At 46.7% G+C, this 26039-nt stretch carries 23 protein-coding genes; 6 read left to right on the top strand and 17 right to left on the bottom strand.

Annotated elements, in window-relative coordinates:
• Positions 1–195: 195 nt before the first annotated feature.
• The gene (locus tag ACFQZE_RS23500; RefSeq protein WP_379361719.1) at positions 196–954 is read right to left on the bottom strand and encodes an SDR family oxidoreductase; all 759 of its coding nucleotides are present in this window, start codon (positions 952–954) and stop codon (positions 196–198) included.
• A 216-nt stretch (positions 955–1170) separates the two neighbouring features.
• On the opposite strand from ACFQZE_RS23500, the gene ACFQZE_RS23495 reads away from it, so the two are divergent.
• Positions 1171–1761: a TetR/AcrR family transcriptional regulator gene (locus tag ACFQZE_RS23495; protein WP_379361717.1), complete on the top strand. Its 591-nt coding sequence runs from the start codon at positions 1171–1173 to the stop codon at positions 1759–1761.
• 153 nt (positions 1762–1914) lie between these two features.
• Here the strand turns inward: ACFQZE_RS23495 and ACFQZE_RS23490 are convergent, their stop codons facing one another.
• The 6 genes from ACFQZE_RS23490 to ACFQZE_RS23465 all read right to left on the bottom strand — a co-directional run bounded on the left by ACFQZE_RS23490 (position 1915) and on the right by ACFQZE_RS23465 (position 9182).
• Positions 1915–2886: an ABC transporter ATP-binding protein gene (locus ACFQZE_RS23490; protein ID WP_379361714.1), complete on the bottom strand. Its 972-nt coding sequence runs from the start codon at positions 2884–2886 to the stop codon at positions 1915–1917.
• Positions 2879–3862 (bottom strand): ABC transporter ATP-binding protein, encoded by a 984-nt coding sequence (locus tag ACFQZE_RS23485; protein WP_379361712.1) that lies wholly within the window; start codon positions 3860–3862, stop codon positions 2879–2881. Before ACFQZE_RS23485 ends, ACFQZE_RS23490 begins: the two co-directional genes overlap by 8 nt.
• 10 nt (positions 3863–3872) lie before the next feature.
• Complete coding sequence (gene opp4C / locus ACFQZE_RS23480) at positions 3873–4799, bottom strand: oligopeptide ABC transporter permease (RefSeq protein WP_379361710.1); 927 nt, start codon at positions 4797–4799, stop codon at positions 3873–3875.
• A 211-nt stretch (positions 4800–5010) separates the two neighbouring features.
• Entirely contained in the window at positions 5011–5967 is a 957-nt protein-coding gene (locus ACFQZE_RS23475; protein ID WP_379361725.1) for an ABC transporter permease, read from the bottom strand.
• A gap of 76 nt (positions 5968–6043) precedes the next feature.
• Positions 6044–7777 (bottom strand): ABC transporter substrate-binding protein, encoded by a 1734-nt coding sequence (locus tag ACFQZE_RS23470; RefSeq protein ID WP_379361708.1) that lies wholly within the window; start codon positions 7775–7777, stop codon positions 6044–6046.
• Positions 7778–8237: 460 nt separating this feature from the next.
• Entirely contained in the window at positions 8238–9182 is a 945-nt protein-coding gene (locus tag ACFQZE_RS23465) for an ArsR family transcriptional regulator (protein ID WP_379361706.1), read from the bottom strand.
• Between the two features lie 358 nt (positions 9183–9540).
• Between ACFQZE_RS23465 and ACFQZE_RS23460 the strand changes: the two genes are divergently transcribed.
• Positions 9541–10164, top strand: a complete 624-nt coding sequence (locus tag ACFQZE_RS23460) for a GyrI-like domain-containing protein (protein ID WP_379361704.1) — start codon at positions 9541–9543, stop codon at positions 10162–10164.
• A 143-nt stretch (positions 10165–10307) separates the two neighbouring features.
• Here the strand turns inward: ACFQZE_RS23460 and ACFQZE_RS23455 are convergent, their stop codons facing one another.
• The 6 genes from ACFQZE_RS23455 to ACFQZE_RS23430 all read right to left on the bottom strand — a co-directional run bounded on the left by ACFQZE_RS23455 (position 10308) and on the right by ACFQZE_RS23430 (position 17673).
• Positions 10308–11519, bottom strand: coding sequence for an agmatine deiminase family protein (locus ACFQZE_RS23455; protein WP_379361702.1), 1212 nt, complete (start codon positions 11517–11519; stop codon positions 10308–10310).
• 89 nt (positions 11520–11608) lie between these two features.
• Entirely contained in the window at positions 11609–12439 is an 831-nt protein-coding gene (locus ACFQZE_RS23450) for a MerR family transcriptional regulator (protein ID WP_379361700.1), read from the bottom strand.
• 75 nt (positions 12440–12514) lie between these two features.
• Complete coding sequence (gnd, locus tag ACFQZE_RS23445) at positions 12515–13918, bottom strand: decarboxylating NADP(+)-dependent phosphogluconate dehydrogenase (protein WP_379361698.1); 1404 nt, start codon at positions 13916–13918, stop codon at positions 12515–12517.
• A 109-nt stretch (positions 13919–14027) separates the two neighbouring features.
• A complete protein-coding gene (locus tag ACFQZE_RS23440) occupies positions 14028–15374 on the bottom strand; it encodes a GntP family permease (RefSeq protein WP_379361696.1) in 1347 nt (448 codons plus the stop codon).
• A 21-nt stretch (positions 15375–15395) separates the two neighbouring features.
• On the bottom strand, positions 15396–16943 hold the full coding sequence (gene gntK / locus ACFQZE_RS23435; RefSeq protein ID WP_379361694.1) for a gluconokinase: 1548 nt from the start codon (positions 16941–16943) through the stop codon (positions 15396–15398).
• A gap of 16 nt (positions 16944–16959) precedes the next feature.
• Positions 16960–17673, bottom strand: a complete 714-nt coding sequence (locus ACFQZE_RS23430; protein ID WP_379361692.1) for a GntR family transcriptional regulator — start codon at positions 17671–17673, stop codon at positions 16960–16962.
• A 334-nt stretch (positions 17674–18007) separates the two neighbouring features.
• Here ACFQZE_RS23430 and ACFQZE_RS23425 point away from each other — a divergent pair, with 334 nt between their 5' ends.
• On the top strand, positions 18008–19036 hold the full coding sequence (locus ACFQZE_RS23425) for a sigma-70 family RNA polymerase sigma factor (protein ID WP_379361690.1): 1029 nt from the start codon (positions 18008–18010) through the stop codon (positions 19034–19036).
• 56 nt (positions 19037–19092) lie between these two features.
• Positions 19093–19875: an alpha/beta fold hydrolase gene (locus ACFQZE_RS23420; protein ID WP_379361688.1), complete on the top strand. Its 783-nt coding sequence runs from the start codon at positions 19093–19095 to the stop codon at positions 19873–19875.
• Between the two features lie 143 nt (positions 19876–20018).
• On the opposite strand, the gene ACFQZE_RS23415 is transcribed toward ACFQZE_RS23420, so the two are convergent.
• Positions 20019–20993 (bottom strand): YndJ family transporter, encoded by a 975-nt coding sequence (locus ACFQZE_RS23415; protein WP_379361686.1) that lies wholly within the window; start codon positions 20991–20993, stop codon positions 20019–20021.
• A gap of 194 nt (positions 20994–21187) precedes the next feature.
• On the opposite strand from ACFQZE_RS23415, the gene ACFQZE_RS23410 reads away from it, so the two are divergent.
• Entirely contained in the window at positions 21188–21895 is a 708-nt protein-coding gene (locus ACFQZE_RS23410) for a DNA alkylation repair protein (protein WP_379361684.1), read from the top strand.
• Between the two features lie 57 nt (positions 21896–21952).
• Here the strand turns inward: ACFQZE_RS23410 and ACFQZE_RS23405 are convergent, their stop codons facing one another.
• From ACFQZE_RS23405 to ACFQZE_RS23395, 3 genes are all read right to left on the bottom strand, one after another.
• The gene (locus ACFQZE_RS23405) at positions 21953–22879 is read right to left on the bottom strand and encodes a DUF2268 domain-containing putative Zn-dependent protease (protein ID WP_379361682.1); all 927 of its coding nucleotides are present in this window, start codon (positions 22877–22879) and stop codon (positions 21953–21955) included.
• Between the two features lie 183 nt (positions 22880–23062).
• Positions 23063–24127 (bottom strand): lytic polysaccharide monooxygenase, encoded by a 1065-nt coding sequence (locus ACFQZE_RS23400; protein ID WP_379361680.1) that lies wholly within the window; start codon positions 24125–24127, stop codon positions 23063–23065.
• A gap of 499 nt (positions 24128–24626) precedes the next feature.
• Positions 24627–24866, bottom strand: a complete 240-nt coding sequence (locus ACFQZE_RS23395) for a hypothetical protein (RefSeq protein WP_379361678.1) — start codon at positions 24864–24866, stop codon at positions 24627–24629.
• Between the two features lie 371 nt (positions 24867–25237).
• Between ACFQZE_RS23395 and ACFQZE_RS23390 the strand changes: the two genes are divergently transcribed.
• The gene (locus ACFQZE_RS23390; RefSeq protein ID WP_379361676.1) at positions 25238–25798 is read left to right on the top strand and encodes an RNA polymerase subunit sigma; all 561 of its coding nucleotides are present in this window, start codon (positions 25238–25240) and stop codon (positions 25796–25798) included.
• The last annotated feature ends 241 nt before the right edge of the window (positions 25799–26039 follow it).

The raw sequence follows: 26039 nt of genomic DNA, 5'->3' as shown, positions 1-26039 counted from the left end.
AAACAAAAACACCTCCAAAGTTGTCCTCCACATCTTACGATGTCTCGGCATTTTCTTGAAGGTGTTTTGATTTGTCTCACACTATGGGGTCAGTTCCACGTCTTGCGACGGCCTTCCGGCTTTTTTATTAAGCCAACTTTGCAAAGGTTTCTGCTCCACAATTGTTAAAGCAACTAGCGATCATTAGACCGCCTGTTAATATGCCGTCCAACCGGCATCCGCCGTCACAACCGTGCCGTTGACGAAGCTGGAATCGTCGGAAGCGAGGAACAGCGCGACTTTGGCGATTTCTTCCGGCTCGCCTGTGCGAGGGTTGATGCCCATGCCCTTCATCGCTTGCTCCATGCCATACGGGTTCGGAGCGTTAATGGAGGTGCCGATGTTCGTCGCCACGCCGCCCGGTGCGATCGCGTTGCAGCGAACGCCTTGCGAAGCGTATTGGAAGCCGACGTTTTTCGTCAGGCCGACAACGGCATGTTTGGCAGCGGTATAAGCCGCTCCGGCTCTGGAGCCGAACAAGCCGCCCGCGGAAGCGATGTTTACAATGACGCCGCTTTTCTTCTCCGTAAAGATCGGTAGAGCTTTGCGAATTGCACGCATCGGGCCTGTTGTATTAACGGCGAAAACACGCTCCCACAACTCGTCGGTCAGATCGGCCGCTGGAACGAAGTTGTCCATAATGCCGGCGTTGTTGACTAAAATATCAAGCGTGCCGTAAGTTTGTACGGCTGTATCGATAAGCTTTTGCACATCTTCTTCTTTGGCTACGTTTGCTGCGACGGCGATAGCGCTGCCGCCCCCCGCTTCAATCTCTTGAACAACAACATTAGCGTTGTCGACGGACAGGTCGGATACAACCACCTTTGCGCCTTCCGATGCGAACAGCAGCGCTGTCGCTTTGCCCATACCAGATGCTGCGCCTGTAATGACGGCTACTTTTCCATTTAATTTCATGTGTAAGTCCTCCTCTAAAAAGGTAGTATGATCCAAGATGGATTGCGGCTATGCGCAAATGAGGCGGAATTCAACACTTGTATAATAATATACAGGTGTTAAGATCAATATAATATAACAGCGGGACAGCCTCAATATATAAAACATCTTCGCTTGTTCGATATTAGACAATTAGCGAACGTTTGTTGATTACTTTTTTGTGGAAGGAAGCAGGTTATGAAGGAAGATCGGCGTATTGTGCGCAGCAAGCTGGCTTTAAAGGAATCTCTATTGACGCTTATGTCGGAAAAAAGCTTTTCGGCAATCTCCATTACGGAAATCGTGGAGCGGGCCAACTATAACAGAGGAACCTTTTACACCCATTACGAAAACAAAGAAGCGCTTCTTGATGATGTTATCTCGGAGCTGATTGACGAGCTGGTGGAGTCGTTCCGGGCGCCTTATGGCGATGTGGATGTGTTTCGGGTGGATGAATTGTCGGCGAACTCAGTTAAAATTTTTGAACATATCCACGACCGCGCGTCGGTGTACACAACGTTATTTCATAGCGAGGTGCTGCCGTTGATCAAGGAAAAAATGTTTACGACCATTAAGAAGTTGTCCAGCGAGGAATTGGAGCAGGAGACGGATTCCATTAATCGCGAGCTGCTGATGGTTTATAGCATTCATGCTCTAATGGGACTTGTGTTCCATTGGATTGAAAGCGGCTTCCAATATACGCCTGCCTACATGCAGGATCAGTTGATTCGAATCATCAATTGGCGACCTACGACCGCTAAAACTCATGTTAAGAAAGAACGGAATTGAACACCTATTAAGGGAAGGGCAATAAGGATGGGCAATAAGGAGCATTAAAGAAATTTAAGGAGCAGCTACTATTTTATCCGGGGATCAAAAAAGACCAGCTCCAGGCACGCATAACCTTGAGCGGGTCTTTTACATATGAGGGCACATCTGGCCTTAAACCAAATGGCAAGCGACAAAGTGATCGCCGCCGACTTCCCGAAGGGCCGGTCGCAGCTCGCGGCAAATGTCTGTCGCAAACGGGCATCTTGTATGAAAGGTGCAGCCGGTTGGCGGATTGAAGGGGCTAGGGATATCTCCTTTTAACACAATTCGTTCACGTTTCAGCTTCGGAATCGGAATGGGGACAGCAGACAAAAGCGCTTTCGTATAAGGATGAAGCGGGTTTTTGAACAGCTCGTCTCTTGGCGCGGTTTCAGCTATTGAACCTAAATACATAACGCCGATTCGGCTGCACAAATGCTCGACGACGCTAAGATCGTGTGAAATGAATAAATAAGAAAGTCCTTTTGTTTCTTGCAAGCGTTTGAAAAGATTGATGATTTGTGCTTGGATGGAGACATCGAGTGCGGACACCGGCTCATCGGCAATAATAAGCTCCGGGTTTAGCGCTAGCGCGCGGGCGATGCCGACTCGCTGTCGCTGTCCCCCGGAAAACTCATGAGGGAAACGATCGGCGTGATAGGAAGGAAGTCCGCATGCCTCTAGAGCCTGCTCGACACAATCCCGAATCTCCTCTTGCGGCGCCAGGTGATGGTCAATCAGCGCTTCGCCGATCGCATCCGCAATTCTTAAACGAGGGTTGAGCGAACTATACGGGTCCTGAAAAATAAGCTGCAAGCTCGGTCTAAGCTTGCGCATGTCTTCGGCTGAGAGGGTATGCAAATCCACCCCTTTGAATCGGACTTCGCCTTCCGTCTTGTCATTCAGCTTTACAATCGTACGGCCAACTGTGCTTTTGCCGCTTCCGGATTCCCCGACCAGGCCGAATGCTTCACCCGCTTTGATCGTGATGCTGATATCGTCCACAGCTTTAATATAGCCGACGGTTCGATTGAGAAGACCCTTATGTACGGGAAAGTAGGTCTTTAAGTTTTTTACTTCAAGCAAAGGGGAGGGGCTAGCCATAAATGCCAACCTCCTCATACAGCCAGCAGGCAACCAGATGCCGATCTCCCTCGGCTTGGAGAGAGGGCTGCTGTGTCCGGCAAATCGACATGCAGCGATCGCAACGATCATGGAAGTAGCAGGATTCCTTTAATTCGAGCGGGTTTGGTACCTGACCGGGGATGGAATAAAGCTCTTCCTGCCGCTGGTTTATAATTGGCTTGGACCGAAGCAGCCCGATCGTATAGGGGTGTTTAGGGTTATTAAATAACTCGACTACCTCGCCTTCCTCCACAATTTTCCCCGCGTACATCACAATGACGTAATCCGCCATTTCCGCAACGACTCCCAGATCGTGGGTAATCATCAAAATCGACATATTGGTTTCTTCTTTGATGGAGCGAAGCATATCGAGAATCTGGGCTTGAATCGTCACATCAAGAGCGGTTGTCGGCTCATCGGCGATCAGCAGCTTGGGCTCGCAACCAATGGCGATGGCAATCATGACCCGCTGAAGCATGCCGCCGCTAAGCTGGTGCGGATACATCTCGGCGATGTGCTCGGCTCGCGGGATGCCTACTCGTTCAAGGAGCGAAAGGGCGGCTGCGCGGGCTTCTTTTTTTCTCATTTTTTTATGAAGGATAAGGGGCTCCATTAATTGCTCGCCAATTTTTAGGACTGGGTTTAGTGAGGACATCGGCTCTTGAAAAATCATCGAAATTTCATTTCCCCTAATGGATCGGAGTAAGCTTCTGCTTTCCTTCAGCAAATCAAGTCCATCGAAACGGATCGCGTCTCCTGTCACTTTTCCGACCGGCTCCTCAACAAGACCGATAATGGACATGGCGGTGACGCTTTTGCCACAGCCGGATTCACCGACAATACAAACCGTTTCGCCTTCGCGGACTCTCAAGCTGACCTCGTCAACCGCTTTGACGACCCCTTTTGGGGTGTGGAAATGGGTGCTGAGACGGTCAATTTCGATCACGTTGTTCATCGTTGGTCACCTACCTGTTTATTCTGGGATCAAGCACGTCTCGCAGTCCGTCTCCAAAAAGATTAATCGCAATTACGGTTGTAAAAATGCATAATCCCGGCGGGATCCAAAGCCAAGGATGCTGCTCGTAATCAATAATGTTGTTAGCGGCATCAATCATATTGCCCCACGTCGGAGTCGGAGCCATCACGCCAAGGCCAAAGAAGCTAAGAACGGATTCGCTTAGAATGGCGCCGCCGATGCTGAGTGTGGAAATGACAATCAACAGGGGCGTAACATTCGGCAGCATATGTCCGAACAGCTTGCGGCGGTCCCGCAGTCCGAGAACTACCGTTGCTTGCATAAACTCTCTTTCTCTCAGACTTAATATCTGGCTCCGAACCATTCGCGCTATGCCCGGCCAGCCGACCACGCTTAGCATCAGCATAACGATGTACATTCGGTAGTCTGTAGGTATCTTCCATTCCGACAACAGCGCGCCGAAAATAAACAGCAGCGGGAGACCCGGAATCGTCAGCAGCAAGTCCGCAAGGCGCATAATGATTTGATCCGCTATGCCTCGATAATATCCAGCAACGGCGCCAAGCGCGGCGCCTATCGCAACGGAAAGAGCCATAGAAGCGAGTCCGACCGTGAGCGAAATGCGGCCTGCTTGAAGGACTCTCGTTAACACGTCCCGACCGAGAGAGTCTGTCCCCAGCCAATGTTCACTCGATGGCGCTTGCTTCATATCGGCCATATTGATTTTATTGTCAGCGTAAGGGGAGAAGAGCGGACCGATGAAGCAGGCGAAGAACATCATCAGCATGAAGACGAAGCCGGCTACTGCGAGCTTATTTTTGAGCAATCCTCGTAACGACTGCTTCCATAGCGACGACTTTTCCTCCTTGAGCATCACCTTCTTGCGGGCTTCAACAACCCCTTCGTTCGCATACATGAATGAACACTCCTTAAAAGTTTTGTGAAGCGCTACTGCTTGAAATAACCCCGCAACAAAACTTGCATCGGAAGCATGTGCTTAAGTTTTGTGAAGCGCTACTGCTTGAAAAACCGCGTAACAAAACTTGCATCGGAAGCATGTGCTTAAGTTTTGTGGAGCCATACTGCTTGAAAAACCCCGCAACAAAACTTGCATCGGAAGCAGAGGCTTATTGCAGCCTTATGCGAGGATCGGCATAGCGGTACAGGATGTCGGAGAGCAGCGTGCCGATTACGGTCAAAATGGCGATGAAAATTGTAAAGCCCATTAACAGCGGATAGTCCCGCACAGTGAACGATTCCATATAAAGCTGGCCAATACCGGGCCAGTTGAAAATTTGTTCAATGATCAGCGATCCTCCGAACAAGGCGGGAAGCTCGAAACCGACAAGCGTAATCGCCGGAAGAAGAGCATTGCGAAGCGCATGAGTGAACAAAATTTTGCGTTCGGTCAGCCCTTTGGCGCGAGCGGTTCGGATATAGTCTTGGCGAATGACATCGATCATGTTGCTGCGAATATACCGGGTAAGAGAGCCGAGTCCAAGCAAAGTCATAACTAGAACAGGCAAGATCATGTGGTCGATGACATCCCTGTAATAAGCTAGTCCGGTCGCGTTGCTTCCGGTCGAAATCATGCCTCCTGGCGGCAGCAAGTGCAGATCGACGGCAAAAATTTTAATAAAAAACAGCCCGATAAAAAACGACGGAATCGACATGGCCGCAAAAATAAATACCATCATAAGCGTATCGAACCAGGAATATTGCCGATAAGCGGCGATCACTCCAATGACAACGGCGATAAACCAAGTCAAAAAGGTCGAAACGGCCGCAAGCAAAAAAGAGTTCCAAATATAATCGTTAAACAGCTTGAGCACCGGCTTTTGCTGCTGCATGGAATAGCCGAAGTCGCCTTGCAGCGCATTTTTTAGCCATATCCAATAACGTTCCAGAAGCGGTTTGTTTAAGCCGTAAATTTCCCGAAGCTCCGCTTTGCGCTCGGGGCTCAACTTAATATTGCCGGTAATGAAGTCGCCCGGAGTCAGAGCATATAGGCTGAAAATAAGAAACGATGCCGCAAACATGATGATGACGATATAAGATAATCTTTTAATGAGGTAAGTGCTGATAGGACGCTCCTCCTTATTGCTTCTGCCCGCCCGGCAGGGTGCGGACAGGCAGAAGAAAAATAAGCGGCTGATGAGATTATTTCAGTTCAGACAACTTCCAATCAGGCAGGCTAACCGTGATTCCTCGGAAAGGGCTGACCGATAAGTTTTCAATTCGGCCGTTGTAGGCGTATATCGTTTTTCTGTAATTTGTAAAAATAACCGGAAGCTCATCGTTCAGCAATTGATAAAGCTCTTTATAAATCGCTTTGCGCTCATCAATAACGGTTGTTTCCAGTGCTTTGGTATACAGCTCCTTCACTTTCGGATTGTCGTAGCCTTTTATTTCGCCATTAATGAAGCTGGACAAACCATCCGACGGGTCGGTGAGCATTGGCGTAGAGAAGGAGGCCGCGTCATAGTCGCCGCTTTCGACCTTTGAGATTAGGGCGTTGAAGTCGGCGAATACTTCAGGCTGGAAGTCGATGCCGAGCGTTTTAAAATGTTCTTGCACAACGGCGATGAAAGTATCCGTTTGAGCGCTTTTTGAACCTAGATAGTGGAATTTTAACGATTGGCCGTCTTTCTCCCGGATACCGTCTTTGCCGACCGTCCAGCCAGCCTCGTCAAGCAGCGTTTTCGCTTTTTCTAAATCGAATTCGTATTTGTTGATGCCATCCTCCGTATACGACCAAGAAATGGGGGAGGAAGGGATGTTGGCGATGGAATTGGCTCCTTGGGTGGAGTCGACATAAATGCTTTGGCGGTCAAGTCCGTACACAAGCGCTTGGCGCACCTTTTTGTCCTTCAAATGCTCCTTTTCCAAATTAAGCTGAATGTACCCGTAAGTGCTAGGAGTGTAAGGAAGCAGCTTTAAGAAAGGCAAGCTTTTCAGCTTATCGATATTTTCCTGAGTGGCGGTAAAGCCGGCAAAATCGATTTCTCCCGTCTCAACAAACTGGAAGGAGTCGCCATCGGATGTTTTGTAAATGAAATTTTTTATGTTTGGTGCGCCCTTAAAATAATGCTCGTTGGCCGTAAACCGTACCTCTTGGCCGGGAATAAACTTCTCCAGCTTATAGGGGCCATTTCCTAGAGGGGCGGCATGAAGGTTTTTGATATAATCCAGATTGCCGAACTTGTAGTCTTTTCCATAATAGGCTTTGGAAAGAATTTTTGAGCCGAGGGTGAATATAGCGGTTGCGATCGGTTTCTCCAGCGTGACGGAAATCGTCTGCGGATCAATAATTTTAATGCCTTCGATGGCGGCTGCTTTACCGTCTTTGTATGCCTGACCGCCTTTAATATTAGCCTCGCGGATAATGTCCTCGTCGCCGTCATAGGCTTTGTCATGCAGAAGAGTCCAAGTAAAGGCGATATCGTCCGCCGTAAGCGGGGAGCCGTCGCTGAATTTTGAGTCTTTGCGAAGGGTGAACGTATATGTAAGCTGATCGGCGGAAACTTCGTATTTTTCGGCAAGATGGGGAACAGGCAAACCGGACTCGTCTACCGTAATTAACGATGCGAACAAAAGGGAGGACACGTTGCCATCATACCCGGATTGATGGAAATAAGGTGTAAACGCTCCAGAGGGATCGGTCAATCCTACAATAAGAGTATCGGTTCGTTTTTTTGCGGCATCGGGAAGCTTGGTGAGATCGGCTCCTTGTAAGGGGTCAACTGAGGGTGAGGATGAGGCGCCTGGAGAAGCAGTGGCCGATTCGGCTGGCTGCGACGATTTCGGAGCGGTAGTATTGCTGTTCGAGCAAGCCGCAAGCAGTAATGTTCCGGCAAAAATGGCGAGCAAAAGCGGTTTGAATTTTCTTTTCATGAAAAACCCTCCCATAATTTCGAATGTTAATTGAGATAATGGACGAGTAAATCATACTACTCCGTATATGTGGAAAAAGCTCTTGTTGCCGTTTGCCGTGGACGGCTCAAAAGCAAATCCAATAAATCAACTTATTCCGATTAGAATAGTGTGATATATACGTCAGTAAGCTCATTATAGGGACTGGAATCGGTTCTGTAAATAGAGAACCGTAAAATATTTGTGCTAGCTTATCCAAAATATTGAAAAATGAAAAAAGCCCTTACTGGGCTTTTTAGGCTGTAGAGTAACTTGGATATGGTGAAGACTAGTGGTTAGTGGAACAACTAAACGCTCGAATTGGTTGGTTTGAGTAGGCCTAGTGGTTTGTGGCACAACTAAAAGCCCGAATCGTCGGGGTCGAGCAGGTCTAGTGGTTTGTGAAATAACTAAAAGCCTGGATCATCGGGTTTGAGCAGGTCTAGTGGTTTGTAGAACAGCTAGTTGCCTCGGTTTGCTCAATGTAGCTAAGCAGCTTGTCTTGCACCTGATAAAGAGCCTTTTTGCGAATGCTGTATTCGACCAGAGTCTCCCCTTCAAAATGGGCGTACAGCAAACCCGCCTTCCGCAGATTAGACACATGGTCGTGAGTAATTCCTTTGGACAATTTCAGGTGCCGCACAATTTCAATGAATGTACGGGGTCCCGACTCTAGGTAACGCAATATCTTTAGGCGGCTTCTCTCCCCAAGGCTGCGAATCAAGCGGAGATCGGGAGTAGGGATGAGCGTGTCGTCACCTAGGTAGATGCGTGCGTTATAATGGCAAACGATAAGATCGTCAAATTGATAAATGATGTTTAGCGGTTGAAAATGATATTGCGGAACAAGCAGCAAACGACTGGCTTCCGTAACCGCTCCAAAAACAAGCCCGTTCGTTGTCTCGTCCATCAACAGTTCGGCTGGCATCACATCCAAAGCCGACGTTCTTGCAGCCGCTTCGTGAATAAGCGCTTCATCTATGGAAGGATCAACAAATTGATAGTATTGTTCATACCACCCCTTGAACGCTCTCACTGTCCGAGTAAGGAAATCGTCAATATCGGCCGGGAAGGGATGGCTGTATTCGGCAAACAAATGTTTTAACGCTGCTCCGCTCATTTGTTCAAGCCAAGCAAGAAATTGGGGAAGAGAGTTCCTTTGCGGACTAAGATGCACCAGTAGAAAAGTCGATTTCCATTCATCGTCTATTTTTATTTGCTGAAGGTTGTGTTCCAGCTCCGGAGTTAGCTTCTTTTGCAGCTCAGCTGCCCATGAGACCGACAGGTCTATTTTTTTATGCGATTTTCGGCAAATGTACGTGTGGAGGCTTACTAGAAATTCATAGACGGGCGAATAGGAAATCGTAAGGCGCATGCTCCAGCTCATCACTCATTCTCCTTGTTTCAGGAATGGCTTGCTTCTTGATTGAAAGTCTACAAGAGAGCGGCTGAAACTTCAACACTGAAATCAGTATTGGAGCTAGATGTAAGGTTCAAATTGGAGAATTTAAGGAGAGAGCTTCAAGAAGGATCTTAATTACGGATTACAGGCGGCAATCGACGAGATGCGTAAAGGAAAACCGACCCATGAGGTGCTGGCAGCTTTGCAGGTGGATTTGAATACAAAACTAAAGCTTGCCAAGCTTAAAGGGAAGATTGAATAATGCGGCAGCAAAGTAACATGACATACTGTTGTCCTATTGCTCATGATATGCTCATGTCAAAAGGTTAAGGAGGAAGCGGCGATGAGCAAAAAAATCGAATACAAAAAAGATTTTAAGTCCCTTTATGTGCCCACTACGACACCCGGCATCATTGAAATTCCTGAAATGCCGTTTATCGCGGTTAGCGGGCAAGGTGATCCCAATGGGGAGGAGTTCTCCCTTGCAACTGAGGCTTTATACAGCTTAAGTTATGCGGTAAAAATGTCCTATAAAAGCGCCAATGTACCTGTCGGGTATTATGAATATACGGTTTTCCCGCTTGAGGGGATTTGGGATTTAATCGATTATTCGAAGCCGTCAACGGACAAAAGCAATTTGAAATATACGATGATGATTCGCCAACCGGACTTTTTGACAAAACAATTATTTCTAAAGTTTGTCGAACAGACGACAAAGAAAAAGTCTAATCCGTACCTCGAAAAGGCCGTCTTTAGCAGTATAAAGGATGGCTTATGCTGCCAAGCGATGCATATCGGAAGCTTCGACAGCGAGCCGGAAAGCTTTGCGAAGATGGAAGCCTTTTGCGAGGAGCAAGGATATGCCCGTTCTGACAAAACACATCGGGAAATCTATTTATCAGATCCGCGCAAGACAGAAGCGGCGAAGCTAAAGACGGTTTTGCGATTCGCAGTGCAAAGGAGATAACATAGCGTATTTGTAGTGTAAATATGTATCAATATCCGCAAATAGCTGTGAATTGCTTCTAGACCTGACTCCACAAAAGAAACCGCCCCTTGTCCAAATGGAAGTGCTGACGCCATTTGGACGAGGAGCGGTTTTTAATAGGTTCACTTTAAACGAATAGGCTGCTGCTGAGTAACGCAATGAATCATGCCGCCGTCTTTATAAAGCTCTCTGACATCAATGCCAATGACTTCGCGGTCTGGATACAATTTCTGAATAATGTCATTCGCCTTTTGATCTTGTGGATCGTAATAGTTGGGTACGAGAACAACGTCATTCCCAACATAATAGTTGATGTATGAACCTCTGTATCCCAAATCCTCGCCGCTGTCCAGAACAACGTTGCTTTTCGTAATCGGCAAGTTCACGTATTTATAAGGCTTGCCCGACACATTTTTGGCATTCATCAACGTTTTAACGTCCTTGTTGGTGACGCCCCATTCCTTCAAATCGGCTTTGTTCATGGTCACGATAGTAGACGGATCATAAAATTTCACGAACCCATCAATATGAAAGTCGGTAATGTCGAGCCCCGGCACGCCGTCCAGCCAGATGAAGTTCGAGACGCCAAGGTTTTCTGCTATCACCTTTTCAATAGCGGCTTCTGAATTTTTGGGGTTTCTGTTCTTGTTTGTGACGGCGCTGCGCGTAGAGGCAAAAGTACCGTTGCCATCCAGCTCGAAGGCTCCTCCTTCAAGAACAATCCCATTCAGATCGATTCTGTCCATGCCGAGCTCTTTGCTCATATGTTTTGCAAGCGCGGCGTCTTTTTTATAAGCCGTTTTTTTGCCCCAGCCGTTAAAGCCCCAGTCCATTAGCTTCAAATCATTATTTTTATCGTATACAAAAAGGGGAGCAGTATCTCTAGCCCATACATCGTCAGTAGGGATGAGGTAGAAGTCGAATTTAGCCATATCTAAACCTTCATCATATAGAAGATCGTAAATATAATCCTGTTCATGTTTATCATAAGCGATAATATGAACGTTTTCCCCTTTGCTTAGAGCCGACGCCATCTCTATCCAAATCGTTTCGAGATTTTCTTTGGTGCCTTCACCATAAGTGTAATTATGCGGCCATATGAGCCATGTGCCCTCATGCTCGCTTTTTTCTTCGGGCATCGTGTATTTGCCGACGATTTGTTGGTTCGTGGTCCGACTTACCTTGGATGGGCTCGCCGAAACTTGACTTACTTCTGATTGATTGGTTTGTCCTCGATTTTGTTGAGCATTGCTTTGTGTACAGCCGGTCAACGCTCCTGTTAAAGCTCCGGTCATAAGTAGCCCTCCTAAACATAATGCCATTCGTTTTTTCATTTGAGCATTTCCCCTTGTGCGGATTAACATGCTTGCTATGGAAGTAGAATAAACGTTGACATTATGTGAAGGTCAAGGACTAAATACCGTCATTTTTTTACGATAGGAAAACAAACCTGCGTTACATATTCCTCCGGGGAGCATTCGCTTTCCGGGCCTTTTAAATAAGTCTCGTATGGAGGGCCGTCGAACTCGTAACCGTTATAGACTATCCACTCTTCGAGCGCTATATGCGCGTATCCGATATAGTCGTAGGTTCCGATATGCAAAGCAGCGGCGATAAGCTGTTTGGGCAGACGATGAATGTCGCTTTCCTCCACAGCATAACCGCTAAGCGCGATAGGCAGCATTAATTCAACATCGCAACAGTCGGCGTTAAATTCCTCATCCCAAAAAATAGCGGAGGGAGCGCCAAGCAGCGCCAACTGGCTTTTCTCCGCAGCTTCGTACAATGAATCGACGTATTTGTCCATGCCGGCAATGTTCATTTGCACCCGCTGGCGAATAACGGATACTTCATTCCTCATTCCGCATAAAATATCGTACGCTCTTGTTTCTCGGGGCAGCGAAACCGCTTTTTGATCGATGATCCCCTGCATCTCCGCAATGATCCCTTTATACTGGCTCATTTCACCTGACAGTTCCCGTATTTTACAGTGCATCCAATCGCTCAGGTGCTCTTCGTTTGATGTTGATTTACCGTCACTCGTTTCAAGGATCGTTCTAATCTCCGGCAACGAAAACCGGAAATCTCGCAATTTCTTAATGAGCAGGGCCGTCTCCAATTGGGTTTTGTCGTAATATCTATACCCGTTAGAGCCATCGACATGCATGGGCTTCAGAAGCCGTTCTTGATCGTAGTGGCGCAGCATACGGGGGCTCATTTTGCAAAGCTGAGAAAATCTGCTGATTGTGTACATCGTTCTCTCATCCTTTAAAAAAGGACCGCATCTCCTGGATACGGTCCTCTGTTTTATAGTCAAATCTAGATTCGATTATTGCCAGTTCGTATGGAACGACCCCGGCATATCCGTCCGCTCATAAGTGTGGGCGCCGAAGTAATCGCGCTGAGCTTGTAGAAGGTTAGCGTTGGAATGGCCCGTTCTATAGCTGTCGTAATAAGCGATGGAGGAGCTTAAGCATGGAAGCGCGATTCCGGTCATGATGCCATCGCCGACGACTTTGCGCATTCCCGTTTGATATTGCTTAACCTTGTCTGCAAAATACGGCGCGACGAGCAAATTAGCTAGGTCCGGCTGAGCCCCGTACGTATCGCTAATGACGTTAAGGAATTGAGCGCGAATGATACAGCCGCCACGGAAAATGAGGGCGATATCTTGAAGCGGCAAATCCCAGCCGTTAAGCTCGGACGACATTTTATATTGCGTAAATCCTTGTGTGTAAGCGCAAATTTTGCCCATATATAACGCTTGTCTTACGTATTCAATCCACGTTTCTTTATCCAGCTCAAGCTGTTCCGTCTCCGGACCGGACAAGATGCTATCCGCATGAAGACGCTCTTCTTTTAAAGCGGAAATATAACGGGCGAACAGCGACTCCGTAATAATAGAGGACGGAATGCCGTTGTCGATCGCTTGCAGGCTCGTCCATTTTCCTGTGCCCTTTTGTCCCGTTTTGTCCAAAATGACATCGATGAGCGGCAGGCCGGTGATGTCATCCTTTTTCCGCAAAATGTCGGCTGTAATCTCGATCAAATAACTTTGCAGCTCGCCCGCATTCCACGTTTCGAAGATGTCGGCAATTTCTTCAACAGTCAGCCCCAAACGTTTTCTCAGGAACAGGTAAGCTTCTGCGATTAATTGCATATCCGCATATTCGATTCCGTTATGAACCATTTTCACAAAATGCCCGGAGCCCCGTGGCCCCATATAAGTGCAGCATGGATCTCCGTTCACTTGAGCCGCTATTTTGGTCAGAATAGGAGCTGCCTTCTCATAAACGTCTCTGTCTCCGCCCGGCATAATGGAAGGACCCGTTAGTGCGCCAACCTCGCCGCCGGAAATGCCGATGCCCAAATATCCGATTCCACGCATCTTCAGCTCTTCATATCTGAGCTGCGTATCCTCGTAATGGGAATTGCCGCCGTCCATAATCACATCGCCAGCTTCCAGATGAGGAGTCAAGGAAGCGATGACCGAATCAATGGCTTTGCCCGCAGTCACCATGACAAACACTTTTCTTGGAACTTCCAACGATTGCACAAACGATTCTACGTCGTAGAAAGGGGAGAGGGACTGCCCGTCTACCTTATCCATTAATTTATCGGTTAAATCCCTTGTATAGTTATAAACGGCGACCCGCTCGCCCTTATTCGCCATATTTAATGCGATGTTGCTGCCCATTACTCCAAGTCCAATAACGCCAATTGTGTTCATCATGTTGTAGTACTCCTTTTTTAATGAAGATTAATAAACAGTAAAACCCTCACTTATAGACTCTGAAAAACAAGTGTCTATAAGTGGGGGATGCTGCTCAAATATTATGAAATTATACTACTAAGCTAAGCAATAGGACAAATCCTAGACCGGCAACGGAAACGACGGTTTCCAGCAAAGTCCATGTTGCAAACGTTTCTTTCATGCTCAGGCCAAAATATTCTTTAAACATCCAGAAGCCGGCATCGTTGACATGCGACGCGATAACGCTGCCTGCGCCTGTTGCAAGAACGACGAGGGCGAGGTTCACGTCCGTTTGCCCCAGCAAAGGAATAACCAAACCTGCCGTTGTCAAAGCGGCAACTGTAGCGGAGCCAAGCGAAATACGCAAGATCGCTGCAATCATCCAAGCGAGCAAAATCGGTGAAAGCGAAGTTCCGTTAAACAATTCGGCTACGTAATCGCCAACGCCGCCATTAATCAAAACTTGTTTGAACGCGCCGCCGCCCCCGATAATGAGAAGCATCATTCCGATATGAGTAATGGCTGTCGTACAAGACTCCATAATCGTTTTGATCGGAATTTTTCTGGCAATACCCATCGTGTAAACCGCAATAAGCAAGGAAATGAGCATAGACGTGGAGGCATCGCCAATAAAACGAATGGCGGCCAGTAAGCTGTTGTCTTCAAATCCCATTGTTTTTTGAACCAAAGTAATGATCGTTGCGATCGACATCAAGATAACAGGAAGCATAGCGGTGAAAACACTTATGCCGAAGCCCGGCGTATCTTCTAGTTTAAATTGCTTTTGCTCGCCCAAAGATGCGATATTGCCCGTTTTTGTAAAGGAATCAGGTACGATCTTTTTAGCAAACTTTGTAAAGATAGGCCCAGCGAGCAGTACAGTTGGAATAGCAATAATAAAGCCGTACAGCAATACTTCGCCAATGTCCGCGCCAAACTCGCCTGCAATAACGGTTGGACCCGGGTGAGGAGGCAGGAAGCCGTGTGTAACGGACAACGCCGCAGCCATCGGGATACCTAGATAAAGAATCGAAACCTTCAGCTCTCTAGAGATGGCAAATACGATAGGAATGAGCAATACTAATCCGACTTCGAAGAAGAGAGCGACACCGATAATAAACGAAGCGGCAACAACCGCCCATTGAATATTTTTTTCGCCAAACTTGTGGACGAGCGTCATTGCAATTCGTTGTGCGCCGCCCGAATCGGCAATCAGCTTGCCGAGCATCGCGCCAAGACCGAAGATAAGCGCTAAGTGACCGAGCGTTCCGCCTAGTCCGGCTTCAATCGTTTTGACGATTTCGTCCAGCGGCATGCCAAGCGCAAGCGCAACGCCGAACGATACAATGATCAAGGAAATAAAAGTGTTTAATTTGAAGCCCATGATCAAAATCAATAAGGCTAATATCCCGATTGCTACTATTACTAATGGCATTGTCATTTCCCCTTGTTGTTTTTATCTAGTTGAAGGTTGAATCAAACTTCTTTGGTACTGGGCAATATGCGTATATTCCTCTTCGAGAGCTCTAGCTAGACTAATAAAGATAGGCAGCAGTTTGCTGTATTCTTTAGCCGCTTCTTCGTTAGGCGTATGCTTCACGGTCGAGCCGACCATTTCGGAGACGACATCAAACGATTCAATCCTTCCGGTCGCATACAGGCCGAGAATGCAGGCGCCTAAGCAAGAGCTTTCATAGCTTTCTGGAACGACGACTTCAGATTCGAAAATATCGGACATCATTTGCCGCCAAACATCCGATCTGGCAAAGCCGCCAGTCGCTTGAATACGTGTCACCGGCCCGTCCATACATTCGATGAGAGCTAAGAAAACGGTGTATAGGTTATACATAACCCCTTCCAGCGCTGCGCGAATCATATGCTCTTTTTTATGGGACAAGGTAAGTCCAAAGAAGGAGCCGCGCACATCTGGGTTCCAAAGCGGCGCGCGTTCGCCGGAGAGATAAGGATGGAACAACAATCCGTCCGATCCCGGCCGCACACGTTCCACAATTTTCGTTAATACCTCGTATGGATCAACGCCGAGCCTTTTGGCCGTCTCGACTTCCGATGAAGCAAGCTCATCCCTAATCCAACGGAAAATGATCCCGCCGTTGTTGACCGGGCCGCCGATCACCCAATGATTTTCGGTTAGCGCATAACAGAACGTTCTTCCCTTTTTGTCTGTTTGCGGCTTGTCGATAATGGTGCGAATGGCGCCGCTTGTCCCGATTGTAATAGCCACTTCGCCTTTGCGGATCGCATTGACGCCAAGATTGGAAAGAACTCCGTCGCTTGCTCCAATGACAAACGGCGTTTGCGGATCGATGCCCATTGCCTTGGCAAAATCGGGATCGCAGCCGGTAAACAGCTCCGTAGTCGGTACCAGCTCTGACAGCTCGTTAGGCGTAATGCCCGCAACGGTCAAAGCTTCTTCATCCCAATCCAGCGTATGGAGATTCATCATGCCCATAGCTGAAGCGAGCGAATGATCGACGGCATACCGGTTAAACAGCTTTTTGAAAATATACTCTTTAATCCCGATATACTTTTTCGTTTTGGATGCAATTTCGGGTCTGTCATTGACGATCCAAGCAATTTTGGACAAGGGCGACATAGGGTGAATAGGCGTACCCGTGCGCATATAAATTTCATGGCCGTTTAATTCAGCTTTAATTTTATGCGCCCATGCTTCGCTGCGGTTGTCTGCCCAAGTGATACAAGGCGTCAGAGGCATGCCGTCCCCATCCATTGCTATGACGCTATGCATAGCGCTGCTAAAGGAGATGAACATTAGCTTTTTGTCCGAATGCTGTTTCATAATATTCGAGACCGCTTGCAGCACGGTTTGGAAAATTTGCTCCGGATCTTGTTCGGCTGTTGAAATATCCGGTGTATGAAGCGGGTACCCTATATTTTGCTGCCCGATGACTTCGCCTTTTTCGCTGAATAAAACCGCTTTTGTGCTTGTCGTTCCAATATCTACAGCAAGCATATAGTTATTCATTTGATTGCACGACTCCTTACTTCTCTGAAAGCATTTGTTGAGATTTCCACAGGTCTTCGACCGTATCCTGAACGTCGTCAAAATTGTCATGAAGGGACTTGATCATCAAGTTCCGATCTTTCGTTTTGATGGCTTCGATATACAGCTCGTGATTTTGGATAATCCTCGCAAAGTCGTCCATCTTTTCTCTCGAGCGCATGCGCATCGATAATAGTATGAAGCTTTCCATTACAGGTTTTAAATTATTCCAAATGAGCAGGATGTAGGAATGGTTAACGGCGCGAATAATCGTTTCGTGAAAAAGGACATCCTGATAGGAAAACTCATCGGCATCGTTATATTTAATGGAAATTTTCATCATTTCAAGTATTTTGCTCAGTTCATTTGCCAGCCCAGCGGTATCCATTTTGGCAAGCCGTTCGAATACAAACGTCTCGATTAACAAACGGACATCGTAAATTTCCTTGATTTCCTTGTCCGACAGCCCTATAACAACAGCGCCCATTCTTTCTAGACGAATAATGTTTTCGGAGGCCAATATTTTAAGCGCTTCGCGAATGGGAGAGCGGCTTACGGCAAAATCGGCAGCCAGTTTATTTTCTGAAAGCATGGTACCGCTTTCAATCAGGCCGGAAATAATTCGCATTCTAAGCTCATAGGCCACACGATCACCAGCGGAGGCTTTGGAAAGCCACTTGGAGGGATATAAAAAGTCCCGCGGTTCGGTCATCTACTCACCTTCTTCCTTCAAGTATACTTGTATACAAGTATTATAATGCATTGAAATCATTTTGCAAGCGCATTTATGAAATCGTTCACAGTAAAACTTGGATAATAAAAGAACCCGCTATTTTAGCGAGTTCGGAATACATTTTATTCATTCATAAATAACTTATCCAAAAGCTCAGAAAATGAATCGGCTATCGGATACAGCCTTTTATATAAGTTCAATAAAAATGAGAATCGACAAAAAACGTCAATATCCATTGCGAAATATGGTACCATTAAATATAGAATTTACCAATAGAATTGGTATGGTAATGGGCATCGGTGGCGGTTTTTTGATGGATAAAGCGCTCCAAGTTCGCTGCGGATATTTTAAAAGAGTGGGACAAGAAGGGAGAGTGGAAATGACCCAATCCGATAAAGAGCTGAAAATGGCGGAGGACATGCGCGGCGAGCTGACAGGATACTGCTACAGAATGCTTGGAGTTTTCGCCGAGGCGGAAGATGCGGTACAGGATACTTTGGTGCGCGTCTGGCAGGGAGGGCACCACGTCCAGAATCAAGCCTCGCTAAAATCATGGATTTATCGCGTAGCCACCAATGTTTGTTTGGACAAACTCCGCCAAGCTAAACGCCGAGCGCTCCCGATGGATTTGTCAGATCCGGCTATTACGGTAATAGAGCCTAAAGAAACTTTTGAGCCATCGGCATGGATTGGGCCTTTCCCTGATTTAGCGGCCGATCCGGCCGTTATCACAATGGGCAGGGAATCTATCCGATTGTCGTTTATCGCGATCCTGCAAGCTTTACCGCCTAAGCAGCGTGCGGTTATTATCCTGAACGATGTTTTCCAATGGTCGGCAAAGGAAACGGCTGAGGCATTAGATATGTCGACAGCAGCGGTCAACAGCGCTTTGCAGCGGGCGCGTGCAACGATTAAGCAAACACAGCTTAAATCTGACACTCTGCGAAAAATAGATGACGATGTAGATGAACGGCTGCTTGCCAGTTATGTAAAAGCATTTGAACAATATGATATCCATGCACTACTGGCACTGTTCAAAGAATGCGCAAGCCTATCGATGCCGCCGTTCACCATGTGGTTACGAGGGAAGATGGATATTGCTTCATTTTATCGGGCAACCGGCAGTCATTGTATGGGATCAAGACTCATTCCTGTACGAGCTAACGGAAATTGCCCCGCTTTTGCACAGTATATGCCTGCCGGGGAAGATGGCATTTTGGAGCCATGGGCTATTCATATCCTTGAGATTCAAGAGGAAAGGATTGCGCATATCCATCACTTTATTGATGCTAAATTATTTGATTCATTCCGTTTGCCGACTATTATGAGGTTGGACCGATGATTTCTGAGCCCTTCGTTCGTCTTAAATAGTATGAACGGAAGAAAGGGGCAAATCATATGAAAACGACAAAATCGAAAGACGGTACTCCATTAGTTTATGATGTTTATGGAAGCGGCCCTGCGCTTATCTATATTACGGGGGCAACTTGTTTTCGCTCATCAGAGTTTGTGCTGCATGACGCTCAAGTTTTTGCGCAGCAATTTACCGTCTACAATTATGATAGGCGCGGGCGCGGAGATAGTGGCAACACATTGCCTTATGCAGTAGAACGCGAATTGGAAGATATCGAATCGATGATTGATGCTGCGGGCGGTACGGCTGTGTTATACGGACATTCATCAGGCGCTATTCTCGCACTTGAAGCAGCTAAGCGATTTGGCGACAAAGTGAACAAGCTGGTCCTCTACGACCCGGCCTATGCTAACAACGAAGCGGATTTGCACGAGTTTCAAGAGCTGGGGCAGCGGGTGTGCGCTGCGCTTGAAAACGGTCAAAATGAAGACGCAATCACTCTATTTTTAGAAGGAATAGGTCTGCCTGACGAAGCGATTTCTTATATGCAATCATCTCCAGAGTGGAAAACGATGGTAGCGCTTGCGCCTACTCTTGCTTACGACATAGAGTTGGCAAGTCATACACCGCCTATTGAGTTGGCAAGAGAAGTCAACACTTTAACTTTAGTTATAGTGGGTGAAGAAAGCCCGGCCTCCTTGCACGACGTTGCAAACCAATTAAGCCAAGCTATGCCGAATGCCAGCCATGCTGTATTATCGGGCGAAGATCATATGCCGAGCCCTGACAAGCTGCTTCCCGTACTTACGGAGTTTCTAAAACAGTAGCACGATTTCTTGCAGCAAGGTTATTTCTTAACAGAATCGATAACGCTACTATCGCTTAAAATGCAAAAAAGCTCCGGGTTTCCCGGGGCTTTTTGTACGATTGAACCGATTCGTTCCAGCGTTATGGAGGGAAGCGGCTCTTCTTATATCTTGTATCCATCGTTTTTCTTAATAGAGTGTAACATGTATATCCATCCGATTAGTCCGCATAAAACAAATCCGAACGCATGCAGCGATCCGTAAATCGGAATAAAATCGTGTATGGTGAGGGAGTACGCCTTTTTCAGCAGCGGATAAAAGATGGAAAGGACAACGATGATGTAAAAGGCAAAGCTGGATATAACAAAAAAGACGGCTGATTTGCGGGTTAATCCGCTCAGCCCCTTTCTCCTCAAGAAGGCAAGGAGATAAGTTGTGTAAATCGCGATGTTGCAAGCAAACAAGGCTACGCCAATGTACTCGACGGGTTTGGAGAACATAATGCCGATAGCGATTAGGATCGGACCAATAATATCGATGGCAACGACCCAAGGATACCAGCTTTTTTTGCTCATCATCCGTCCAAGCATACCAATAAAGATCGGGACGATTGCGGAAGAGAGATGGAAGTGGAGCGAGCTTAGGCCGTGCGTGGCAGGACTCGCATGAAATAAATCAACCTGATATTGATAGAGGACAAACCAAACTCCCCCCACAAAAAAATAAATAAGCCCCGCGCCAATGGCGATTTCCGCTACACTCCCTTTGCGGTTTGCAATTAGGGATACTCCATATAAGCCGAGCAGCAAGGTGAAAAACAGCCAGACTAGGGAGAACGCTCCGGAAACAGACGTACTTGCTTCCCACGTTTTACAATAAAGGACGGACATAAAGGCAGCGTACGCTGCGGGGAGTTGGAAGATTCTTATGACAGCGTAGAGGCGTTTTTGCCCGTTACTTTTTTCATCGTAGCTCAAAAGTAAAACGACTAAAGGAACAACGACGAGCGCTGCAAACAGAATGAATTTTTCTACAAGATTAAATTGAAGGTAAGGAAGGCTGAAGATGGGGATGGATAAAACTGCGCCAATGATCGCGGAAATGATCAAAGACTTCCGTTCTCTTTCTGCGGGAATCAAGGATGAATGCTCCTCTCGGATCTTTTTGCTTATATACGGGCGATTCGTGAAAACCGTTTCCCTATTTAAAAGTTTATCCTGTTTATTGAGGTTTAATATTCCAGGTATCCTCATTGGACAGGGGGAGCGGAGAGTGAGAAAATAAACATAATCGGCTTTTTGGAAAACACATTTAAAAAGGAAGGGGTTCAATCATGAATGCAGATATGGTGATGCAAGAGCTTGAAGCTCTAGGCAAAGAGCGAACCAAAAAAATATATATGTCTAATGGCGCTCAAGAGCCGCTTTTTGGCGTTGCAACCGGGCAGATGAAGCCTATTTTCAAAAAAACGAAAATTAACCAGCCGCTTGCCGAGCAGCTTTACGCCACAGGTAATTACGACGCTATGTACTTTGCTGGAATCATTGCCGATCCAAAGGCGATGACGGAAGCGGATTTTGACCGCTGGATTAAAGAGGCTTATTTTTATATGCTTTCCGATTACGTGGTGGCCGTTACTTTAGCGGAAACGGATATTGCGCAGGAAGTGTCGGACAAATGGATTGCAAGCGGAGATGAATTGAAGATGTCGGCGGGCTGGAGCTGCTATTGCTGGCTGCTAGGTAATCGTCCCGACGCTGAATTTTCCGAAGCTAAGCTCGCTGGCTTGCTTGAACAGGTCAAAAATACGATTCATGACGCTCCTGATCGAACGAAATATTCCATGAACAACTTTATTTTCACAGTGGGCACGTCATATAAGCCGCTCCATGAGAAGGCGGTTGAAATCGCTCAGACGGTTGGACTGGTGGAAGTGGATCTCCATAAGAAAAAAAGTAAATTTTTGAACGCTTCCGAACGGATTCAAAAGGCGGCAGACAAAGGCGATATCGGTTTCAAACGAAAACACGTCAGATGCTAGAGGAGAAAGTGCCCGCCCGGCAGCTTTATGGTTCATAAAGCTGCCGGGCGGGTTTATTTAACCGCAAGTAACCGTTTCTTCCTCCCAAAATCCTTCTGCCTCTTTTAATATGAGATCGGCTGGAATGATGGTTGCTTCGTAGATCGTTTTGCCCGTTTTTTCAAGATAGTACTTAATCAAATAATATCCGCAGGCGTAACCGGCGCAATAAGGCATGCCGACCGGAGCTCCGTTTTGGAGCTGGGTTAGCTCATCACCATATAGATACGGTGTAATGTTACCAAAGCCTGCAAGCTGGAGCTTCTGCTTGAGCACAGGTTTAATTTGCTTGTTAAGCGTATCCTCGCTTGTTTTGGATACCCAAGGACCAAGCAGCTCCTCTCCGAAAAGACTAGTGGCATAGTATTCCGCAAGCCCTTCGCTTACGATTAATTCTCCTAGCGTCACGGCAGAAAAATCCCATTCGATAAACTGATAGCGAACATTATGATTGCATTCATGAGCCAAGGCCGCTTTCATTCGGGGCATTGTATATTCGTTTGGCACCATGGAACAGATGATGTAGCCGGGAATACCGCCATCCCCCGTGTAGCCCTCATTCATCATTAAGATGGGATTGTTGGGATTTCCTAATAAAATAGTAAATAAATATCGGGATACAGGGGGATTCACTCCATGTTCTTCAAATAAACGAAAGCTTTTGGCGACCGCTTCTTCACATTCCTGCCAAAAGGAGTCGGATGACAAAGCTTCTATTTCTGCTGAAAATAGATGTAGTTGAGCGGGGGAGATGCCCATCATATCGTTTAAGGTCATGGCATCAAAACCGCCCGGTTCCGCACTTTTAAAAGGGATATGCTGAATCTCCCACTTTTTTATAAATGGCGCTAACATTTCTTGTCGGTAAAACTCGACCCTTTCCGTTTGCGGAGCTTGCAAAACCTTTTTATAAATGTGATCAGAACGCAACGATATTATTTCCATATGTTTCACCCCTTCGTTTCATTAGTTTTGATTATGAACGATCACGTTGCGTTAGAGTCAATACAAAATAGTTTAAACCAAAAAGCACCCCCAAAAGCGTGCAGCGGTTTTCGCCAGAGGCGTGTCCCGATGTTTGCTTGAAGGGGTGCTTTCGATTCGTTGCCTACAGATTGTATAAGGTCATTAGCATGGGCCGAGGTTTATCCAAACGTCCCACGGACCGCTGTTCGTGGCTGGATTTTGATTTGTCGTCCACCATTTGGCCTTATATTTAATGCCGTTTAGGACAACTTCCGAATCTTTGACATATACTCCGGTCGCAACCCAATCTGGCGGACAGACGCTTCCCGGCAATGTCGATCCCGTCGCATCGTTGCTGAAGTTGACGGATACATTGCTGGACGTATCGCGAGCTCGCACCTTGTAGGTGTACGACGTATTCGGGGTGAGCAGCGTATCCGTGTAGGACGTTCCATTTGCAAAGCCCACATAGGCGCCGTTGCGGTAAATATCGTATCCGGCTACTGCAACGTTATCGGTAGAGGCTGTCCAAGAAAGAGAGATGGTTGACGTTGTTGATCCAGTAACCGCAAGATTCGTTGGATCGGTTGGAGGGATAAGTTCCGGCGGAGTGCCGAAGTCCGCATCGATCACATTATAGAAGGCATTGGCCGTGTCGGCTACTTCCCATACGGCAAGAATCACTTGGTATCCGGTACGGGCCGGGACGTTGCATGTGCTGGAGTAAGGGTTCGGCGGGCTTCCGGTGTAAGGGATATTGCAGAATGGAACGAGATCGAACTGGTCGCGAGTGAGCGGCGCGTTCGGATCCCAGTTCTGTTTCGTTATATAATATTTCCAGCTCGCAGTCGAGTGAGCGGCGGATAGGCTCCATTGGAATGTCCGAGGACCGGCCGTCATACTCACTTTGGACCAGCGGCTTGAAGTCTGAGCGTCGAGTAGAGGATATCTGCCGGCCGCACTGGCGATTTGACCGTCCGCAGGTCCAGCGGCAGGCCAGCCTTTGAGCGCTTCCAAGTTATGCGGATTGTACCGGGCATCTCCGCAGCCGGTATTCACTGTCGTGTTGCACAGGTAGCCGCGGCTCGGCGGATTTTGTACGTAACCATGGGCGGATGAGCTTTCAGCAAAAAACTTAGCGAAGGTGACCAAGAGCAATAGAGCTCCAACGGCAACCAGCATCTTAAACCATTTGGTTTCATAAAAAGCTTGCTGCTGCATCATCATACATGATTCCTCCTCAAATTTGGTTTTTGTGGAGCGGGCAGAAAAAATAGCGAAATAAACCTCCATTAGAGTCTGATGAAATCAATCACCCCCTCTCCAAAAAGTGATCCGCAGGCATGGTAGGATAGCCCAATGAAAGGCTCTCAGTTCGCCAGTTTATGTCGTCAAATGAAGTTGAAAAAAAACAATAGACAAGGAAAGAGTGGTAGGAAGGGATCGTTAGAACGAACAGAACCGCAGAAGAGTAGTAGGGAAGGTAGTAGGGAAGGTAGGAGGAAAAGCAGATTGAAGTGGAAATAAAAGTAAGCGCTTACCTAGATTCTATTCCAATGATTTATGATCCTCAATAGGTACAATAGTATATTTAAATAGGATACAAGTAATCTTTTCTATAGTAGGGAAGGATGGAATGTTTTGATAGATTGAGACGCGCATCCCAAACTGAACAAGGCGAGTTTCTGTATGCAGCAACGATAGAGCGGTCTCAATAGGAAGCTTTTTATCCGACCCCATCGCTTTCCAGCAAACAATAAAAGTTGTCGCGGTCTTCCTCATTAAATTTGCCAAGTGATCGAATTTTTATAAACTCATGTCCGCCATACATGTCAATTTCTTCGCCGTACGAATTGTAGAGAGCAATCGTGGTTCCCTTCCGATCGAGCTCCATGTAACCGTAATAAGGCCCTTCAGGCACCTCACCGTAAAAAAGAGTATATCTGATTTTATCCACTCTATGCATGACAATTCTCCTCTTAGGTTTTTATTAAGTTGAACAACATTTTACATGAAAGCGGAATATTTAAAAAAAGCGAAATTTCTCTTTATTTTAGGAAATTCATTCCCCTTTCCAATGTCAAAAGGGGGCTACTTCGCTAGATCGCTTTTTTTCGCATTTTTTCTTGACAGGATGAGATTTGGCGGATATGATAACGTGCCAGTTTTCATGAACGGGTTTGTATAGCGGATCCGGTCATGGGAAGATTCTGGCTATTTTTATTGGCTTTGCAACCTATGAGTCAGACAATTCGTCTCCTAATATGTGGTGTATGGAATAAAAATCCAAATACTAATATCCTTTTACTGAACTAACATTGAAGGAGATAGGATGAGATGAATATGAAGATTCTTTTATCATCGGCGGCGATCTTGCTTTTGCTAAGCGGCTGCCAAAGCAAGGAAAACAAGGTTGTGGACTCTACGCAGGCTCCAACGGCAACGCCGACTGCATCTTCGGTTGCAATGCCCACCGTATCTTCGGATGCAATACCACCTGCTATATTGTCTATCGATGAATATGAGGCGTATGCAAGCTTTCAAAACGACTTGGATGAACAGAAGCTGAAAGATTTGGAACCGATTAGCGTAGCTAAAATGTATGTGCTCGCCAGATGGGACCAAAACCATAAAGCAGCTTATGCGCTATACACGGATAAAAGCGGTCATGTACAGTGGACAAAAGAAGAAGACGAACAAATTCCCGAATCCGATAGAGGAACAAAGGTACAAATCTACAAGCAATTTAATGGAATTGATCAAGGGGAATTCGTGCAAACTAGCGATTTCGAAGGGTATATTGAGTTTCAACCAACAGTAGGGGAAGAGAAAGCAGGCTTTCAAATGATTAAAGATGATGACGGCATTTGGAATGTTTCTTTTCAGCCGCTTCAATAGTTTAAAGAAATGGCTGAAGTAGCACTTCATTAGTATTTTAGATGTCGCTTCTATTTTAAAGTAATGTTTTTAGATAGATGGGGCTGTCCCATAAGCCGTTTACTTAATGAGACCCAAATGGGAGCTCTGTGAGCGCGCTAGTGGTTTTTGGCACAACTAAATGTCCGAATGGGAGCTCTGTGAGCGCACTAGTGGTTTTTGGCACAACTAAATGTTCGAATGGGAGCTCTGTGAGCGCACT

The sequence above is a fragment of the Paenibacillus sp. GCM10027627 genome, assembly GCF_042675505.1.
Lineage (GTDB): Bacteria > Bacillota > Bacilli > Paenibacillales > Paenibacillaceae > Pristimantibacillus.
This window is presented reverse-complemented; position numbering and strand designations above follow the sequence as displayed.